Annotated in this window: 15 protein-coding genes; 9 read left to right on the top strand and 6 right to left on the bottom strand. The window is 66.7% G+C overall.

Features of this window, described 5'->3' with window-relative positions:
* The first annotated feature begins 202 nt into the window (after positions 1-202).
* Entirely contained in the window at positions 203-1,696 is a 1,494-nt protein-coding gene (locus ACO05L_RS05125) for an FAD-dependent oxidoreductase (protein ID WP_421731094.1), read from the top strand.
* Positions 1,697-1,957: 261 nt separating this feature from the next.
* Positions 1,958-4,279 carry a TonB-dependent receptor gene (locus ACO05L_RS05120; RefSeq protein WP_421731093.1) on the top strand — a complete coding sequence of 774 codons (2,322 nt, stop codon included), beginning with the start codon at positions 1,958-1,960 and terminating at the stop codon, positions 4,277-4,279.
* Between the two features lie 138 nt (positions 4,280-4,417).
* On the opposite strand, the gene ACO05L_RS05115 is transcribed toward ACO05L_RS05120, so the two are convergent.
* From ACO05L_RS05115 to ACO05L_RS05100, 4 genes are all read right to left on the bottom strand, one after another.
* Entirely contained in the window at positions 4,418-6,091 is a 1,674-nt protein-coding gene (locus ACO05L_RS05115) for an MFS transporter (RefSeq protein WP_421731092.1), read from the bottom strand.
* A gap of 25 nt (positions 6,092-6,116) precedes the next feature.
* Positions 6,117-7,421, bottom strand: coding sequence for a spinster family MFS transporter (locus ACO05L_RS05110; RefSeq protein WP_421731091.1), 1,305 nt, complete (start codon positions 7,419-7,421; stop codon positions 6,117-6,119).
* A 189-nt stretch (positions 7,422-7,610) separates the two neighbouring features.
* Positions 7,611-8,999, bottom strand: coding sequence for an acyl-CoA reductase (locus tag ACO05L_RS05105; protein WP_421731090.1), 1,389 nt, complete (start codon positions 8,997-8,999; stop codon positions 7,611-7,613).
* Positions 8,996-10,345 (bottom strand): hypothetical protein, encoded by a 1,350-nt coding sequence (locus ACO05L_RS05100; protein WP_421731089.1) that lies wholly within the window; start codon positions 10,343-10,345, stop codon positions 8,996-8,998. Before ACO05L_RS05100 ends, ACO05L_RS05105 begins: the two co-directional genes overlap by 4 nt.
* A 141-nt stretch (positions 10,346-10,486) precedes the next feature.
* Here ACO05L_RS05100 and ACO05L_RS05095 point away from each other — a divergent pair, with 141 nt between their 5' ends.
* From ACO05L_RS05095 to ACO05L_RS05075, 5 genes are all read left to right on the top strand, one after another.
* A complete protein-coding gene (locus ACO05L_RS05095) occupies positions 10,487-11,461 on the top strand; it encodes a helix-turn-helix domain-containing protein (RefSeq protein ID WP_421731088.1) in 975 nt (324 codons plus the stop codon).
* Positions 11,462-11,555: 94 nt separating this feature from the next.
* Positions 11,556-12,350, top strand: coding sequence for an SDR family NAD(P)-dependent oxidoreductase (locus ACO05L_RS05090; protein WP_421731634.1), 795 nt, complete (start codon positions 11,556-11,558; stop codon positions 12,348-12,350).
* Positions 12,351-12,357: 7 nt separating this feature from the next.
* Complete coding sequence (locus ACO05L_RS05085; protein WP_421731087.1) at positions 12,358-12,945, top strand: isochorismatase family protein; 588 nt, start codon at positions 12,358-12,360, stop codon at positions 12,943-12,945.
* Entirely contained in the window at positions 12,942-13,478 is a 537-nt protein-coding gene (locus ACO05L_RS05080; protein ID WP_421731086.1) for a nuclear transport factor 2 family protein, read from the top strand. The genes ACO05L_RS05085 and ACO05L_RS05080 overlap by 4 nt, the downstream gene beginning before the upstream one ends.
* Positions 13,475-14,335 (top strand): SDR family NAD(P)-dependent oxidoreductase, encoded by an 861-nt coding sequence (locus ACO05L_RS05075; RefSeq protein ID WP_421731085.1) that lies wholly within the window; start codon positions 13,475-13,477, stop codon positions 14,333-14,335. The genes ACO05L_RS05080 and ACO05L_RS05075 overlap by 4 nt, the downstream gene beginning before the upstream one ends.
* On the opposite strand, the gene ACO05L_RS05070 is transcribed toward ACO05L_RS05075, so the two are convergent.
* Together ACO05L_RS05070 and ACO05L_RS05065 are read right to left on the bottom strand one after the other, a co-directional pair.
* A complete protein-coding gene (locus ACO05L_RS05070) occupies positions 14,336-15,175 on the bottom strand; it encodes an SDR family NAD(P)-dependent oxidoreductase (protein WP_421731084.1) in 840 nt (279 codons plus the stop codon).
* Positions 15,172-16,077, bottom strand: coding sequence for a hypothetical protein (locus tag ACO05L_RS05065; protein ID WP_421731083.1), 906 nt, complete (start codon positions 16,075-16,077; stop codon positions 15,172-15,174). Before ACO05L_RS05065 ends, ACO05L_RS05070 begins: the two co-directional genes overlap by 4 nt.
* A 177-nt stretch (positions 16,078-16,254) precedes the next feature.
* Between ACO05L_RS05065 and ACO05L_RS05060 the strand changes: the two genes are divergently transcribed.
* Together ACO05L_RS05060 and ACO05L_RS05055 are read left to right on the top strand one after the other, a co-directional pair.
* Entirely contained in the window at positions 16,255-17,094 is an 840-nt protein-coding gene (locus ACO05L_RS05060) for an SDR family NAD(P)-dependent oxidoreductase (RefSeq protein WP_421731082.1), read from the top strand.
* A 68-nt stretch (positions 17,095-17,162) separates the two neighbouring features.
* Entirely contained in the window at positions 17,163-17,867 is a 705-nt protein-coding gene (locus ACO05L_RS05055) for a GntR family transcriptional regulator (RefSeq protein ID WP_421731081.1), read from the top strand.
* Positions 17,868-17,900 lie beyond the last annotated feature (33 nt).

Here is a 17,900-nt window from a genome sequence, read left to right as displayed (position 1 = left end):
CCCCCTCGGGAAGGGGCCTGGCCAAAGCCATCACCGACGACAGCTTCTGAGGTCGGCGACAGATTCTCGCACTAAGGTCTCGGGCTGCTCCACCTTTCCAAGTCTCAACAACTCATCGCGTTTGCGGTCGGTTCGGCCGCGGCTTGGACATGGTCCGCGAGGCCTGCTTTGCATGGTCGTGGGACGGCCCGTGGAGTAAGCTATGACTATCAATGTGGACCTTGCGGTCGTCGGACTGGGCGCAGCGGGCATCGCCGCCGCCATTACCGCCGCTCGACAGGGTGCGACCGTGGCGGTGATCGAGAAGCAGTCGGCGGACAACCACCTGTCAAGCACGCGAATGTCGGGCGGCCTGATCATGGCTGCGACTGACGTGGACGCCTGCACACGCTACCTCGACGCCTGTTCTGGCGGCATGATTCCCACCGACATAAACCGGACCTGGTCCGAACGCGCGGTCGCTGTCGGCGACTGGCTGCGCGGCGTCGGCATCGAGACCGTCGTCATGGCGGGCGGCTGGCATCCCGGTCTGGACGGGTTCCCCACGATCGAGGTTCTGGCGCCCCTGCCCCGCGGCGTCGATCCGGCCTCGGTCGAGATCGAACTGCCGCCGCCAGGCGAACTGGCGTTCAAGGGCAAGCTGCCGTTCGGCAACGGCGAGATGCTGCACGACCAGTTGCTGGATGCGCTGCGGGCCGAGCCCAATATCACCGTCTACTACGACCATGCGGCGCAGCGGCTGCGGACCGAGAACGGTCGCGTAACCGGTGTCGACTGCGACAGCGGCGGCGCCCCGGTGGCAATCAACGCCCGGCGCGGCGTGGTGCTGGCCTGTGGCGGATTCGAGCAGGATCAGGACATGATCCTGAACTACCTGAAGGCCTATCCGATCTATTTCTACGGCTCCAAGGCCAATACCGGCGACGGCATCCGCATGGCCCAGGCGGTCGGGGCTGACCTGTGGCACATGAACCAGATGATCGGCCGCGCGGTGGCCCATTTCCGTCACCGCGACGGGACCGAGACAACCTTCGGCGTATCGCTGAACCCGCCCGGATACGTCATCGTCGATAAGTACGGCCAGCGGTTCGCCAACGAGTATCTGCAGGCCGTTTCGAAGGCGAATTTCTACTTCGAGCTACTGACCTATGACGCGGATCGGCTCGAGTTTCCGCGCATCCCCTCCTACTGGATCTTCGACAGCAAACGCTTGCAGGCCCGGCCCATCGCGCACGGCAGCATCGGCTATTACGCCTGGAGCCAGGACAACCGCGCCGAGATCGACCTGGGCTGGATCAAGGAGGCTGCGACGGTCGAGGAGGCGGCGCGGGCGGCCGGCGTGGCCGATCCGGCCGGCGCCGCCGCGAGCGTGGCCGCCTACAACGCCGCCTGCGAGACCGGCGTGGACGCCTATGGGCGACCAGCCGCATCCCTGGCGCCGATCAGCGAAGGCCCCTTCTACTGCGTGCCGGTCTATCCCGGCGGCGCGACGACCAATGGCGGGCCTCGTCGTGATGCACAGGCGCGCATCGTCGACAGTTTTGGAAGGCCCATCGCGGGTCTGTTCGGGGCCGGCGAACTGGGGGGACCGATCGGTCTGCTCTATCCCTCGCCGGGCTCCAATCTGGGCGAAGCCCTGGCCTTCGGCGCCATCGCCGCCGAGACCGCGCTGAGGGACGAAGTGGCGACACAATAGGCATTCCTACCGTCTCCGGGCGGATGGAAACCCATGCGTCGTCAAGCTCTTGTCAGCCGGCGTTTGCTGGAATTCCTAGCGCAACACGACTCTTGAGCTGGAAAGCCGCACAGCCACGCTCATCGCGCCCGCGATGCGTTGTCGACACCTCTTCCAATTCAGGGGTGGGCGATCAGGATCAAAACAACGCCGAATAAACGGCGACCGGCTCGGACGCCCGACAAAAATGGGCTACGCGCGTGAACAGGGAGAAGAGTGCAGATGAGAGTTTCGAAGCCATTCCGCGCAGCCTTGATGGCCGGCGTGTTCCTCGCCCCCACGCCCGTCCTGGCGATGCAGGATGCGACACCCGCCGGCGAGCAGGCTGCGACCGTAGGCGACGTCGTCGTCACCGCCCGTCGTCGCGAAGAGCGGCTGCAGGACGTGCCGGTCGCCGTCACCGCCCTGTCCGGCGAACAGCTGGCGCGTGAAGGCGTCAACAACGTCGACGACCTGACGACCAAGGTCCCCAACCTGATTTCGGTGCCCGGCACCGGCGGTGGCGGACGCGCCTTCCCGGCCTTCGGCATCCGCGGCCAAAGCCAGCAGGAATCCGTCATCCTGAACGACAGCTCGGTCGGGGTCTACTTCGGCGACATCGTCGCCGCCCGCCCCCAGGGCGTGAACCAGAGCCTGATCGACATCCAGGCCGTCGAAGTGCTGAAGGGACCGCAAGGCACCCTGTTCGGCCGCAACTCCACCGGCGGCGCCATCGTCATTCGCCCCAACCAGCCCAGCCGCAACTACGAAGCCTCGGTCGGCGCCACGGTCGGCAATCTCGACACCCGCAACGTCGAGGCCATGGTCAACCTGCCGCTCGGCGACCGGGTCCAGCTGCGCGTCGCAGCCGGCGCCAATACGGACGACGGCTTCCTGTACGATGAAATCCTGAAGCGGAACATCAACTACACCGACACCTGGAGCGCCCGCGTGACGCTGGGGATCGACGTGTCGGCCGATATCCGCACGGTGTTCAGCTACAACCGCTTCTCCGAGAACGACGGCGGTTCCGGCGGTTTCCTCAACACCGTCAATCCGAACGGCGTGTTCAACGGCGACGCCGCCCGCGCCGCTCGCAACTACGGCAAGACGCTGGAGCAGATGCTGGCCGAGCAACAGGCCCGCGGCATCTATCGCACCGCCAGCGGCATGCCGATGTTCACCAAGGTCGACACCGAGGACTTCGCCAACACCACGACCTGGAATCTGAACGACGACATCCAGATCAAGAACATCATCGGCTACCGGACCGTGGACTCCCACATCCTGGAAGACGCCGACGGGATGGAGATCCCGATGCTGCCGATCGAGCGGATCGACAGCTTCAAGCAGTTCACCGAAGAGTTCCAGATCCTGGGCCAGACGGGCAACCTGAACTGGATCGCCGGCCTGTATTACTTCCGCGAGAAGGGCGAGGACGAGGGCATCAGCGTTTCGGGCGGCGTCGACCCCGGCCTGCTCGAACCCGACACCGTCTATGGCTTCACCGGCTGGGTGAACAACAACCAGCTGGGCCAGAACACCAGCCAGGCCATCTTCGCTCAAGGCACCTATGACCTGAGTTCCTGGATCGACGGCCTGTCCGTCACCGCCGGCCTGCGTCAGACATGGGACGACCGTGAAGCGGAAATCCGCAACCACACCGCGACCACCTGCCGCTTTACGCTGGACACCGACAACGACCCGACCACGCCAGAGGTCAATCCGGGTCTGGCCGGCTGTAGCTTGAAACTGTCGGAGAGCTTCGATCAGCTGACCTACAACTTCTCGCTGGACTATAAGGTCGACGACCAGACCCTGATCTATGCCGCGACGCGCCGCGGCTATCGCTCGGGCGGTTTCTCGGCCCGTGCGGCGACCGAAGAGGGTCTGCGCCGTCCCTTCCAGCCCGAGTTGGTCGATGACGTCGAGCTGGGTCTGAAGCGGGACTGGACCTTCGGCGGCGCCACCGCCCGGACCAATATCGCGATCTTCCAATCGAACTACACGGACATCCAGCGCTACGTCACCGACCTGACCGTCGTGCCGACCGTGTCCTTCATCGTCAACGCCGCCGAGGCGACGATCAAGGGTCTGGAATTCGAGGGCAATATCCGCCCCAACGAATGGTTCGAACTGTCGGGCTTCTACTCCTACCTCGACGCCAGCTTCGACAAGTTCGAGTACCAGGGCCGCGACCTGTCCGGTCTGCCTCTGGCCCGCGCGCCCAAGAACATCGCCAGCATCACAGGAACGGTCTTCCTGCCGATCCCGTCCGAGGCCGGCGATGCACGCTTTGCGGTCACCTACTACAAGACCGCCTCCTACAGCTCGGCGGACGACTACACGCCGCTGCAGGTGATCCCCGGCTACGAGCTGGTGAACATGAGCCTGCAATGGAACAACGTCTATAACTCCAACGTCGATCTGACGGCCTTCGTCAGCAACGCAACCAACGAAGAGTATGTCCGTCACTACACCAGCGTCTTCCCGTCGCTGGGTTACGACTCGCTGACTCCCGGAACGCCGCGTACCTACGGCCTCCAGTTCAAGGCGCACTTCTAGACCCAAGGCCTAACCGGCGGCCTCAGGCCCGCACGCCCCACGGCGTGCGGGCTTTTTGCTGTTCTGAGCACGACGAATGATGGCGGGCGATCCGCCGACAGCCAGGCGCGCGTCGGCAGAAGGTTCAGGCCTGTCCGTTCAAGACAGCCCGGTCTGGGGCATGGTGGGGTCGGCGATACCGGCGTGGACGGCGGGTCCGGGCTCGGTGACGACGACGGGTGAGCGCTGCATCAGGCGGCGGACCAGGGGCTGTTCGGGACCGTTGTGGAACACCCGGATGGCGGCCTCGATGTCGAGGTCGGCGCGGGTCATCCGATACCTCTGGCGGAGGTGTTCGGTCCAACTCGGGCTCTCGAACCGCTCCATCCACAACTCGGGCTGGGCCACATCCTGAAGGATGCGCCAACGCCGCGCGCCATTACGCCGGCGGACCTCGCGCTTCTTCAGCATCAGTTCTAGGAAGGCGGGCGTACTGGCGGCGGGGATCTGATATTCCACCGTGATGACCACGGGATCCGAGCCGATGTCGAAACTGGCGGCGACCGTGGGCGCTGTCGCCGGTCGCGAAGTATCGACCTCCATCTCCGCCGCAGGGATAGGCTGCAGCCGCCAGTGCTGCGCCGGGATCAATGTAGCCAGGACGGCTACGGCCGAGGCGACCAGGGACACGCCCAGACCCGCCTGCTCGGCGATCTGGCCATAGACCCAGCTGCCGACCGCCATCCCGCCGAAGGTCAGCATCTGGAACAGGGACATGGCCCGGCCGACGACCCAGCGCGGGGCGGCCATCTGGACATTGATGTTCAGGGTCGAAACGACGATGACCCAACTCAGTCCGTTCACCACCAGGGCAGCCGCCGTCGCGATGAGGCCAAAGGCGCCGCCGGCCAGGGCGACCGAGACAGCGAAACCGACCGTGGCGATCCGCACCGCTCGTTCGTCCCCCAACCTCGCTCTCAGGGAGGTGTTGGATAGAGCCCCGATCACGGCGCCGAAGCCGAAACTGGCCAGCAGGAAGCCATAGCCGGACGCCCCCTGATTCAAACCATCGCGCGCCAGAAGAGGCATCAGGGCCCAGATCGCGCTGCTGGCCACGCCGAAAAACAGGGCGCGCGACAGGGTGGGCCGGATGGCGGGCGAATGGCGCACATACTGGATGCCGGTCCACATCGCGGCCCGCAGCCGTTCTGGCGGCAGGCTGCGGACGCCGACCTCCCTGCGCCAGCGCAGCAGGACGACAATCAGGCCGACATAGCTGACGGCGTTCATCAGGAAGGCGGCGGGCGGGCCGGCCACAGCGACGATCGCGCCGCCGATGGCCGGGCCGAAGCTTCGGGCGACATTGGCCTGGAGACTGTTCAGGGCGACCGCGCCGGCCAGGTCCTCACGCGGGACCTGTTCGCCGACCGAAGCCTGCCAGGCCGGGGCGTTCATCGCCGTGCCACATCCGATCAGAGCCGTCATGCCGAGCAGCAGCCACGGCGTCAGCATCCCGGCGTAGGTCATGGCGGCCAGAGCAGCCGAGGCGCACAGCATCAGGGTCTGGGCCGCCAGCATGACCAGCCGCCGGTCATAGACGTCGGCGACGGCTCCGGCGATCAAGGCCAGCAGCAGAATCGGCAGGGTGGTCGCCGAGTTGACCAGGGCTACGAACGATGCCGAGGGCGCGATCGAGGTCATCAGCCATGCCGCCCCCACGCTCTGGACATAGCTGCCCAGGTTGGAGGCCATGCTGGCGGACCAGAAGGCGAGGAACAGCGGGCGCCGCAGGGGCGCGATCGTCGCCGCCCAGCCGTAACCGTTGGAGGTCACGGCTGGGGAGGTTTTCGCGTCGGTGTCAGGCGGGCTGGACGTCGGCCTCGCCCTCTTCGCTGGCAGTCAGGTCGCGGTTGATCGTCAGGCTGGCGATCAGGAAGAAGATCGCGCCGACGCCGTAGAAGCAGGACAGGATCACCAGCGACCAGCGCAGCGAGTTGTCGATGCCCAGGGCGTGGACGAAGTCGCTGACCCCGCCGGTCAGCAGCGGCCCCAGGCCGTAGCCCCCCAGGTTCAGAGCCACGATCAGCAGGGCGCCGGCGGTGCCGCGCACTGTCGCCGGCGCCACGTTCAGATAGGTGCTGAAGGTCGCGCCGTAATAGAGGTGGGCCACGACGGCATAGACGAACAGCAGCACCATCGACGCCAGGACGCTGGAGACGGTGAAGGCTGCGATGGCGGCTATGCCCGAGGCCACAGCCGTGATGGCCACGAAAATCTGACCGCGCGCCGCAGAGGTCCGTCCCAGACGGTCGGCGAACATCCCACCCAGGGGCATGCCAATGAAGCCTCCGCCGCCCAGGGCGACAGCGGCGAATAGGCCCGTCTGCGCCAAGGGCATGTCATGGACTCGGATCAGGAAGGGGGAGATGAAGGCGCCGATGCCGGCCTGCACCAGGATCATGCAGATGGCGGCCAGCAGCAACATCAGCATGGTCCGGCGGCGCCAGACCAACCCGACCACCGCCGTCAACGAGGCCTTGACCACCGGGCCGGGCTGGATCGGGTCATAGGCGCCCCGCTTGGGCTCTCTGGAGGTGAAATACATCAACGCCGCCAGGATCAGACCCGGCGCCCCGGCGACGAAGAAGGCGGCGCGCCAACCCCATTCTGCAGCGATCAGGCCGCCGAAGGCGAAGCCCAGGGTCATGCCCAGGGGCGCGCTGGTGAAGAAGATGCCGATGGCGGTGCCGCGTCGGCTGCGCGGGAAATAGTCGGTGATCAAGGACATCGCGCCCGGAGACCCGCAGGACTCCGCGCCGGCGACACCGATGCGGGCGAGCAGCAAGACCCAGAAGGCATGGGCCATGCCGCTGACCACGGTCAGGCCGCTCCAGATCGTCAGACAGGTGGCGATCAGCTTGGTCCGGTTCACCCGGTCGATCAGCAGCCCCATGGGCAGGCCGACGGCCGCAAAGGACAGGGCGAAGGCGGCGCCGGTCAGCAGGCCCAGCTGCGAGTCCGTCAGGCCGTATTCCAGTTTCAGCGGTTCGGCGATAATGGACACGACGTTCCGGTCGATACTGCTGAGGGTGTACATCGCCGTCAGCAACGCGAGGGCGTACCAGTGCTGGCGAGGAACAGGCTGTTTAGCGGCGTCTGACATCGGGACTCCCTGGAACCTTTGATCCGGGCCCGTCAACCGGGCCTGCGATGCGATCTTGATGTCGCTCGGATCGCCCACTGTTTGCGAGGCGACCGATTCCAATAAGCATCTTTTTCGCGGGCTTTAGCGAGGTCGCGCGCCAGCCATCGCAAGCGCGCTATTCGCACCGATCGGACGCCGCCTTTCGCCTCACCCCTCGTCGTTCACCCAACGAACGAAACGCTGCAGCGGATAGAAGCCGTCGTGCGGCAGACCCATCTCGGGGCTGGCCTGCCCAAGGGTGACGATCCGCTGCGCCCCGGCCGCTGCCAGCGCGTCACGCAGCCGCAGCTTGCGCTGTGGCGGATGCACCCCGACCGTCTGGGTGGCGACATTCACATGGCGCACGGCGTCCTCCAGCCGCTCGACCGGCACCACGTTGACGACCTTGCCGTCGGGATGGAAATCGACCGGATCCTCGGAGCGGATGACGCAGCCCTCGCCGGTATAGCCACCCCAGATGCGATAGAAGTCGGGCATGTCGCGCAGGGCCTCGACCTCTTCGCGAACACCCTCGGGCGTCGGCCAGGGCTCGGTCGAGGCCAGGGGCCGGGGTTTACCCAGCTCTTTCTGAAGAGCTTCGGCGAACCGGTCGGCGTCGGCCTCGCTGGCTTCCACGAACTGGAACCGGCTCGCGATACAGGCCTGCTGGTTCAGGATGGTGGCGTCGTGGGCGGCGTGGCGGGCGGCTTCCTGGATGGCTTCCTCCGACACGAAGGCCTCGCGGCCGATCATCGAGATCGAGGTCTTGGGATCGAAGCTGACCAGCTCGAAACCCGGCCCGATATACTGCAGGGCGCTGCGGATGGCGGCGTCCCCGCCCCAGGCGACCAGCTTGTCGAAATACTGGGGCCGGAACAGCATCCGCTCGACCGCCTCGTCGCCGCCCTTCCAATAGACGGCCGAGAAGGAGCGGGTCACGGGGTGGCCGGGCGCCACCGCCGCCAGTTCCCGCAGCAGCGCCGGGGCCGTGAACAGGTCGTTGGACGGCAGCTTGAACAGGTTGGCGCCCTTGACCAGGCCACCCCTCAGGATCGATCCGGCCGAAACCCCTGGCCCATTGCCGGCCAGGACATGGATCAGCCGAGGCGGAAAGGCCCGGACCCGCGCCGGTCGCCCCGACAGGGTGTCGATCTCGCGCCAGCCGTCGACCACATCCGAACCGCCCAGCTCCTGATCGAGGATGAACTGCATCCGGTCGCGCGCAAAGCCTCGCCCAACATTCGCATAGGCCCTCTCCATCAGATCGCGCGGCAGGGGATTGGTCTTCATGTTCCGCTCGAGCGCCTCGGCCAGGACGCAGTCAGGGTCGCGGGTCAGTCGCTGGCCCAAGGCCTCCAACACATCCATGACCTCGCTGATGGGCGTGTCGGCAGCGGGGGGCGGTTCACGCCGGCTCCAGACCAGGGCGTCCAGATCCAGCGCCGGTGTGGCGAAGCGGGCGGAGGGGCGGCCGTACTCAATATCGGCGCCGCTGACGGTCTCGCCCTTGACGAAGTGGTTGACGGCCGTCGGCGGCAGGATCACGGGCGCGTTCATGCCGCCATCTCCCCGCGGACGTAGGCGTCGATGGTGCCGGCGCAGCCGATGTGATCGTCCTCTCCGGGCTGGCTATAGCGGGTGATGGTGTCCAGCACCGTCGGACCGGGACGACCACACGGGCAATGGGAGGCGAAGTCGATCTCGACCTTGTCGCCGCTGATCAGACCGCCCCAGCGACCTTCGTACATCAGGTCGAGGAAGCCGAACCGGCCCTCGATCACGCCTTCATAGGCGCCGTCCGCGTTCTGAAGCGCCTCGCCGGGCCGGTCGAGCAAAAGGGGGACGAGGCCAGGCGGGATATGATAGCGGCGGGCCTCGCAACGCGGCATCCGCTGGGCCATCTCGGTCATGCCGTAGCCGCCGGGACGCACGACGTCGCCATAGAAGGCGTCGACCCGTTCCTTGTAGTCATCCGGCAGCTTCACCCCCTTCACCCCGCCGCCGGCCATGATCAGGCTGTCGGGGTGGAAGGCGCCGTCCTCGACGCCCAGGGCGCGCGCCTTTTCGATGATCATCATGTGCTGGGCCCACAGAGCGCCCAGCAGGATGGGTTCGTGACGGTGAGAGATGATGGTCTCGGCCATCTGCTCCAGAGCCTGGTTCATGCGCGCGCCCTTGGCTGCGCCTGCGGCTTCCGCCTTCTGGATTTCGCCAGGCGTGGCCAGACCCTCGGCCATCCGCTTGCGCAGGGTCGCCATGGCGCTGACGTCGGCGATCAACAGGGGCTCGTCGGTCAGGAAATGGATGTCGCCGGGGCGGCCCCAGATCTCGGCCTGGATCTGCTGAGCCTCGATGGCGCTGTTGAAACCCTGGCTCGGCCCCAGGGCGAAGTAGGGGCGATCCGCATTCGGCTTGGTGAAGGGCCAACCCATCGTCCGCGCGAAATGCCGCTTCTTGCCTTCGCGGTCTCCGGCGGTCTGGTTGAGGAAGGACACCTTGCCGCTGGACCCCGAGGTCGCCAGCACCAGATGGCCAGCGGCGCGCAGCCTGGTGATCCAGTCATCGACCGTCTCGACACCCTCGACATCAGTGTTGGAGACATCGCTGACCGACAGGGTCTGGAGCCATTGCAGCAGCCGCGCCCAGCGTCCGTTCTCGACCAGGGCGGCGGGGTAGGACTTATAGACCGTGTGGGCGAACAGCAGGGGCACGAGGTCGGCGAAGGACGCGATCTCGGACACGCCCGTTTCCTCGGCGCGACGTTTCAGCACCGGGATCTGCCCGCGTCGCTCGGCGAACAGTTCGCGCGCCGCCGCCAGACGCATGGCGTTCAAGTCCTTCGGCGGGGCGTCGAACACGTCCTCACGGTCGATAAGATCCAAAAGTTCGCGCCGCACGGACATGATCGTCTCCTCAAAGCTCGGCCAGCGTCACCGGCTCTGGTGAAAGGATGGAATTCACGGCGGGGCTCGAACATTGGCGAAAACGACATATGATGGGGCAAATCGGACAGAGAGGTTATAGGCGTGCGCAGGATCGGAATCGTGTTGCCGCCCGGATTTCGTTTCTCCGGGCTGGAAATCCTGCGCGATCTGGCAGCCATGGCCGAGGCCTATGCCGCCGATCTGTATGGTGAGACCGAGCCGGTCCAAACCATCTCGCTGCAGACACTCTCTTTGTCCGGGGGGTCGGTCGTCGCCGCAGACGGTCGCCGGGTCAGGGTCGACGGCGTGCTGGCGGATGCGGTTCTGGATGGCCTGTACGTGGCCGATTTCGAGATTGATCCGGCGATCTGGCCCGCTTGGCTGGACGCCCAGGATGAAGCGCTCGCGGTTCTGGGCGCGGTCGCAAGACGGACAGGCGCGGTCGCCTGCGCGGGCGCCGGTGTCGTTCTGGCCCTGGAGGCCGGATTGGGGCGAAGCGGGCCCGTCGCGGCTGCGCCCTTTCTGGTCGAGGCCATCCGGCGCGGGCGGCGCACGGCGATCGACCCGACCCGGACCGTGGTCGAAGCGACGGATTTCCTGTCAACGGCAGGACTGGCGGGCGAGCCCCAGCTGGCGCTCCGCCTGATCGAACGGGCCGTAACGCCGCATCTGGCCGGGGTGCTGGCGAGAAGGATCGGCGCCGCCCTGCCTATCGAGGACACGCCGGACGACGCCTTCGCCGTGACCGTGCTGCGCCCCGACGACATCGTGGCCCGCGCCCGCGCCCTGATCCGGGCCGGCTTCTCTCACCCCATGAACCTGGAAGCCTTCGCCCTTGGCCTGGGAGTGACGCCCCGCACCCTGGCTCGACGTTTCCAGTCCAGCATCGGCATGAGCCCCAAGGCCTATCAGCAACATCTAAGGCTGGCCTCGGCCCAGTCCATGCTGGTGCGCACCTCGCGCCCCGTCGCCCGGATCGCCGCCATGGTCGGCTATGCGGATACGGCCTTTTTCTGCGACCTGTTCAAGCGGCGGGTCGGAGAGACGCCGAAGGCCTTTCGCGACCGGGCCCGGCGGGTTTCGCATCCACGATGATATGTCCGCCGGAACAATACGGCCTTGAGCCCGCCCGGTTCAGACGCGCATTCAAGTCCAACAGCGGCCCAAGGCCCAGAGGAGACGTTGCGTGATGATGCAGGATAGCCTGGTTCTAGTGACAGGAGCCGCCAGCGGCATCGGCCGCGCGACTGCCTTGCGATATGCGGAGCGCGGCGCACGGCGCATCGCCTGCCTCGATCTGCACGACAAAGGCGCCGCCGACACCGTGGCCCTGCTGAAGCAGATGGGCGCCGAAGCCCTGGCCGTGCATGTCGATCTGGGCGATGTCGCCTCGATCCGTGCGGCCTATGAGGAGGCCGTGTCCTGGCTGGGCGGCCTGACCGCAGCGGCCCATATCGGGGGCTATTCCTGGCGTGGCGAGACCCTGGACGTGACGCCGGAACAGTGGGACCAGGTCGTCAATGTCAACCTGCGGGGCGCCTTCTTCTGTTCCCAGGCCGCGCTGCGGGTGATGTATGCGCAAGGCCGCGGCGCCATCGTCAACATGTCCGCCGATGCGGCCTTCCACCCCGTGCATGGGTTCGCGGTGCAGGCGGCGGGCAAGGGCGGCGTCGCCCTTATGAGCCAGACCCTGGCCATGGAATCCGCGCGTCGCGGGGTGCGCGTCAACACGGTCTCGCCCGGCATCGTCAAGGTGCAGCCAACCGGCGTGTCGCGCCCCGACAGCCCCGCCCTGCGTCCGGTCGAGGGGCAGGCTCCGCCGCCGCCCGTCGACACCCTGCCCGATCAGACGGTGCCCGGTCGCTACAGCACCGCCGAAGAGATCGCCGACGCCGTGGTCTATCTAAGCTCCGACGCCGCCTCGGCCGTGAACGGCGTGATCCTGCCGGTTAACGGCGGCGGCTATTTCTCCCTGCAGTACTGAGGTCGCCATGTCCCTTCCACTGCTGGACTTGGTCCCGTCGCAGACCGCCCTCGTCCTGGTCGATATCCAGAACTTCACCGCCGCTCTGGACACCCAGCCGCACACGGGCCGCCAGGTGCTGGAACGCGCCGCCCAGGTCGCCGCCGCCTGTCGCCGGAAGGGAATCCTGGTCGTCCTGATCCGGGTCGAAAGCGGCCCCGGCAATGTGCTGTCCCTCAAGCCCCGGCTGGATGCTGAGGCCGCCGTCTGGAATCTGCCGCCCGGCGCGCACGACTTCCCCGCCGAGTTGGCCGTCAGTCCTGAAGACGTCGTGGTGACCAAGTACAACTGGGGCGGATTCTACGGCACGGACCTGGACGTTCAGCTTCGGCGGCGCGGCGTCAAGACCCTGCTGACCGGCGGGCTGGTCACCGATATCGGCCTCGACACCACCATGCGCCAGGCGCACGAGCGGGGTTACGATCAGGTCGTCATGACCGACGTCTGCGGGGGCTTCACCCAGCGGGACCACGACTATTCGCTGGAGGTCGTCTTCCCCCGCATCGCCCGGATGCGGACCAGCGCCGAGGTGCTGCACGAACTGGAATCGGCATGAGCGACGACGGATTCCTTGCCGCCGAACTGAGTCGGCTGCAGGCCCGAAACACGATCTACGACCTCATCGTCACCATCGCGGCGGGTGTCGATCGCTATGATCCCGATCTGCTCAGATCGGCCATCTGGAGCGATGCTGAGATCGACATGGGCGGCGCCCAGACGATCACGGGCGAGACCTTCGCCGCCGCGCTGAAACGCCCGGAAACCCCCGCCGCCGGGCGGATGCATATCATCGGTAACCACCGGATCCGCCTGTCGGGCGACCGCGCCGAGAGCGAAAGCTATGTCATGTCCTGCCAGGAACTCGCAGCCGGAGATGGCGCGGAAACCCGGGTTCGCGCAGGCCGCTATCTGGACCGGTTCGAGCGCCGCGACGGGACGTGGAAACTGTCGGCTCGGCTCTTCATCGACGAGTGGTCCCGGCTGGATCCAGTGGCTGGTCGCCCGGCTTTGGGTCGCTACGCCGGCGCCCCGGCGCCCGACGATCTGGCCTATCAGACGCTCGGCCTGAATAGGGGTACTCCTGCATGACCGCCCCCTCCATCGACTTCGGCCTGAAGGGCAAATGCGTCATCGTCACTGGCGGGGGCGCCAGCCCGGGACGGGTGCCGAGCGTCGGCGAGGCTACGGCCCGGCTGTTGAGCGCGCATGGCGCTCTTGTCGTCGTCGCCGATCGGGATGCGGACGGCGCGGCGCGGACGGTGGCGTCGATCACGGAAGCTGGAGGCGATGCGAGGGCGGTTGTCGCCGACCTGACGCGCGAGGCCGACTGCGCCCGCGTGGTCGAGCAGGCCCTGGCCGCCTTTGGGCGACTGGACGGCCTGGTCAACAATGTCGGCATCGGCAATGGGGCGACCGTGCACAAGACCGACGAGGACGACTGGGACTTTGCCATGGCCGTCAACGTCAAGACCGCCGTGTTCATGAGCAAGCACGCCATCCCGGCCATGACGGCGGGCGGCGCGGTGACCATGCTGTCGACGACGGCGGTCTGGACGCCCGCCGCCAGCGCCGCCTATTCGGCGACCAAGGCTGCGCTGGAAGGCCTGAGCCGCCAGATGGCACTTCAATACGGTCCGGACGGAATTCGCTGCAACGTCGTCAGGCCGGGCGAGGTCTGGACCGCCATGGTCGATCGCAACTGCGACACCGCGGCCAAGGCCGACGCCCTGCGCGACGAACGGCGTCGCCGGACCGCCCTTCTAAGCATCGGCGACGCCTGGGACATCGCCCGCAGCGTCGCCTTCCTGCATGGCGAAGGCGGACGCTGGATGACGGGGCAGGTGCTGACGGTGGACGGGGGCGCAGGTCTGCTGCGGCCCAATCCCGAATGGACCGATCACCACTCCTACTGGAAGGCTGCGGAACGCCGGGATCGCCAAAGCTGATCAGGAAAAGGCGGTGTCCATGCCCAGATTGGCGGTGCCGCGATAGCCCTCGATCCGCTCGGCAAGCGCTCTTTCGATCCGCTCCCTGGCGTCATGCCCCAGGGCGAAGCGGATCGGCGGTTGCGGGTGTTCAGCCAGGGCGATCAGGGCGCGAGCGCCCTTGGCCGGGTCATTGGGCTGGTGACCGTGCGAGCGCGCAAAGCCGGTGACCAGCGCGGCGTTCTGTTCGGCGTAATCGTCGATGTCACGGCCTTCCAGCTTCAGGCTGCGGCCGGCGAAGTTGGTCCGGAAACCGCCGGGCTCGACCAGGGTGACCAATACCCCGAAACGGGAAACCTCCGCCGCCAGGGTGTCTGACAGACCCGCCAAAGCAAACTTGGAGGCGCAGTATCCGCCGAGGCCGGCCATCCCCGTCACGCCCGACAGAGAGCCGATGTTGATGATGCGGCCAGAGCCCGCCGCCCGCATACCCGGCAGGACCGCCTGAATCATGTTGAGCGCCCCGACCACGTTGGTCTCGAGTTGATCCCGGAACGCCGAGGCTTCGAGGGTCTCGACCGCGCCGGCCAGGCAATAGCCGGCGTTGTTCACCAGCACGTCGAAGGTCTGACCCTCGAGCGCCGAAAATACGCGGTCGCGGTCGGTGACGTCGAGGCGGATCGGTTCAGCGCGACCGGGGCCACCGGCTGCGGGGGACAGCGACGCGAAGGCCCGCGCCGCGTCCTCGGAGCGAACAGTGCCGACGACCGCGTCGCCGTGATCGAGCACCGCCTGGGCCAGGGCGGCGCCCAGGCCGCTCGACACCCCGGTGATCAGCCAGCGACGCGGCGTGCGGCTCATTCCGACCAGCCGTCGAAGATGTCGCCGGCGACGTCCTCGACCATGGTCGCCGCCTCCATCTGACCATAGACGAGCGCGTTGCCGATCACGTCCAAGGTGTCGGATTTGGAAATCCCCCAGGCCTTGCCGAGCAGGATGTTCTCGCGGATGCCTTCGCGGCAGCGCGTCATCACATGATAGTAGAGCATGTAGCTGGGCCACATCTGCTTGGGCAGATGATAGAGCATGTTCTCCATCCGGGCCCGGTGGGTCTTGAGCAGATACGGCCTGTGCTTGCCCAGGAACATGACGTGTCCGGGAACCTCGCCGATCAGATTCTGGTACCAGGCCTGGATCTTCTCGAACTCACCAGCCAGCAGTTCCGGTGTCGAGAAATCGAGACCCGAGCGGAAAGCCTCCACATCGGGCGCCCAGCCGTCGGGAAAGCGGGCGGGCGGGTTGGGGCTTTCGATGAACTCCCATCCGTCCAGGGCGCGAGCGATGCACTGCATGCCGCGCGGGCCGGCGTGGACAAAGGCCAGGCCGACGATCTCCATCATCTGCGCCTTGCTGATCCCGTCCTGCTGGAAGGACTGGATGACGTATTTCACGCCGCGCTCGTAGCCGTTCAGGGCATAGAAGCCGAGCGTGCCGCCGCCGGTCACGGCCGGTTGAACCCGAAGCGTCAAGCTGCAGTAGAGTCGATAGCGTTTCAGGATCTCGGTGTTCTTGTCGAACCACCAGTCCAACCCTTCGAGCGCCGAACCGAACTGGGCGGCGTAGTGGCCCTTGAAGGCCTCGATCTCTTCCGCAGTCGTCTCGGTGGGGTTGGACAGGTCGAGGCCGCGATGGACCATCGCCCCGTTGCGCGGATCAAAGCCGCCGCTCAAGGCGCGGAGTTTATCGACGGTGGGCGCTGACATCGCGAGGCCTTGAAAATCCGGGACAGGGCTCGTCCCCGCCCTACCCTGACACGACAAGCGCAGGCCCGAACAAGCCCGGCGGCCAACATATCGCCAGTCCGAACAGTGCGGATCCGGACTGTCGTCCACGGCCATCCCGTGACCTTAGATGGGCGAACTCCGAACAGGGCTTGAATCATGACGATCGACAAGGGCGCAGCCATCATCACCGGCTGCGGCAAACGCAACGGAATCGGCGCCGCCGTCGCTCGCGTTCTGAGCCGTGACGGCTTTCCCGTCGTCGTCGTCGACATCGAACCTGCAGGCGTCAGGGACATCCATGAACCCGCCAATGCGGCGGACCCCGACTGGCGCGGCGTCGAAAGTCTGGTGGAGGAAATCCGCCAGGCCGGCGGGACCGCCTCCTTCGTCTTCGGCGATGTCAGCGACCGTGTGGCCGTGGACGCCATCGTCGCCCATGCGGTGACGACCCACGGCGCCGTCGAGATCCTGGTCAACAACGCGGGCGCGCCCTTCAGCCTTGGCCATGGCGATATCGCTGCGGTCGATGTGGACGAGTGGGATCAGGTCATGGCGATCAATGTCCGCGGCCCCTTCCTGCTGGCGCGCGCCGTCGCGCCCCTGTTGCGCGAACGTGGCCGGGGGCGGATCGTCAACATCGCCTCCGTCGCCGGTCGCACCGGCTCCAAGAACAATGCGGCCTATGCGGCGTCCAAGGCCGGGGTCATCGCCCTGTCGCAGACCTTGGCGCTGGACCTGGGGCCGGACGGCGTGACCAGCAACGCCGTCCTGCCCGGCTTCATCCTGACCACCCGCTCCCTGAGCGGCATGAGCAAGAAGACCGGCGCATCCGTGGTCGATGACGCGATGGTGGCCAAGTCCATGCCCTCCATTCCCGTCGGCCGCGCGGGCACGCCCGAGGATGTCGCCGCCGTGGTCTCCTTCCTGGCCACCGATGCGGCGGCCTATGTCAACGGCCAGTCGCTGGTGGTCGATGGCGGCGTGCTGCGCCTTTGACGGCTGAAATCCACCCCTTGAGACCTGCGGCCGGGCATCGCATCCTGCCGGCCAGCAAGAGGGTGGCTATGACGAATATCGAATCGAGCCTCAGCGCGTCTGCGGTCGTCGACCTGCAGGACCGCGAGGGCTCGCTGGTCGGCAAGATCGCCAACGAGATCGCCAGCGGCATCGTCAACGGCGATCTGAAGCCGGGCGACGATCTGAACTCGGTGGAACTGGCGACACGTTTCGGCACCAGCCGGACGCCTGTGCGCGAGGCGCTGATGCTGCTCGAGAAGGAAGGCCTGGTGGAAATTCCGCCACGACGCCGTCCCCGGGTGGCCCACGTCACCTTTCAGGAGATCGAGGAGCTTTATCAGATCCGCGCCCTGCTGAACGGCATGATGATCGAACTGTTCGTCACCCACGCCGACGAGGCCGGGCTGGCCGAGGCCCATGCCGTGCTGGAGCGGATGCAGGCGGCTGCGGCTGCCGACGAAACCGACCTCTTCATCGAAGAGCGGGTCCAGCTGCACGCTGTCTGGGCCGACCGATGCGGCAACCAGACGCTAAAGAAGACGCTCGCAGCCTGGCGCGCCCGTATCAGCCTGCGCCGGCTAGGCATCCGACGCCCGGAACAGATCGAGCGCTCGCTGCTGGATCACCGACGCCTGGTCATGGCCTGTGACGACCGCGATTCGAACCTTGCGCGCGAGCTGATCCGGTCCATGACCCTGAGCGGCCTCGACGCCATCCGAGAAACCCGCTGGAGCGACCAACTCCCTCGCTAGACTAGATTTTCGGGCTCAAAGCCGCATACGCGA

The sequence above is a fragment of the Brevundimonas sp. genome (assembly GCF_965227765.1).
GTDB lineage: Bacteria > Pseudomonadota > Alphaproteobacteria > Caulobacterales > Caulobacteraceae > Brevundimonas.
This window is presented reverse-complemented; position numbering and strand designations above follow the sequence as displayed.

Bases quoted from the DNA above. Each gene is read 5' to 3' on its own strand.
- ACO05L_RS05125 (WP_421731094.1), top strand. From the start codon at position 203: ATGACTATCAATGTGGACCTTGCGGTCGTCGGACTGGGCGCAGCGGGC.
- ACO05L_RS05120 (WP_421731093.1), top strand. From the start codon at position 1,958: ATGAGAGTTTCGAAGCCATTCCGCGCAGCCTTGATGGCCGGCGTGTTC.
- ACO05L_RS05110 (WP_421731091.1), bottom strand. From the start codon at position 7,421: ATGTCAGACGCCGCTAAACAGCCTGTTCCTCGCCAGCACTGGTACGCC.
- ACO05L_RS05105 (WP_421731090.1), bottom strand. From the start codon at position 8,999: ATGAACGCGCCCGTGATCCTGCCGCCGACGGCCGTCAACCACTTCGTC.
- ACO05L_RS05100 (WP_421731089.1), bottom strand. From the start codon at position 10,345: ATGTCCGTGCGGCGCGAACTTTTGGATCTTATCGACCGTGAGGACGTG.
- ACO05L_RS05090 (WP_421731634.1), top strand. From the start codon at position 11,556: ATGATGCAGGATAGCCTGGTTCTAGTGACAGGAGCCGCCAGCGGCATC.
- ACO05L_RS05085 (WP_421731087.1), top strand. From the start codon at position 12,358: ATGTCCCTTCCACTGCTGGACTTGGTCCCGTCGCAGACCGCCCTCGTC.
- ACO05L_RS05080 (WP_421731086.1), top strand. From the start codon at position 12,942: ATGAGCGACGACGGATTCCTTGCCGCCGAACTGAGTCGGCTGCAGGCC.
- ACO05L_RS05075 (WP_421731085.1), top strand. From the start codon at position 13,475: ATGACCGCCCCCTCCATCGACTTCGGCCTGAAGGGCAAATGCGTCATC.
- ACO05L_RS05070 (WP_421731084.1), bottom strand. From the start codon at position 15,175: ATGAGCCGCACGCCGCGTCGCTGGCTGATCACCGGGGTGTCGAGCGGC.
- ACO05L_RS05065 (WP_421731083.1), bottom strand. From the start codon at position 16,077: ATGTCAGCGCCCACCGTCGATAAACTCCGCGCCTTGAGCGGCGGCTTT.
- ACO05L_RS05060 (WP_421731082.1), top strand. From the start codon at position 16,255: ATGACGATCGACAAGGGCGCAGCCATCATCACCGGCTGCGGCAAACGC.
- ACO05L_RS05055 (WP_421731081.1), top strand. From the start codon at position 17,163: ATGACGAATATCGAATCGAGCCTCAGCGCGTCTGCGGTCGTCGACCTG.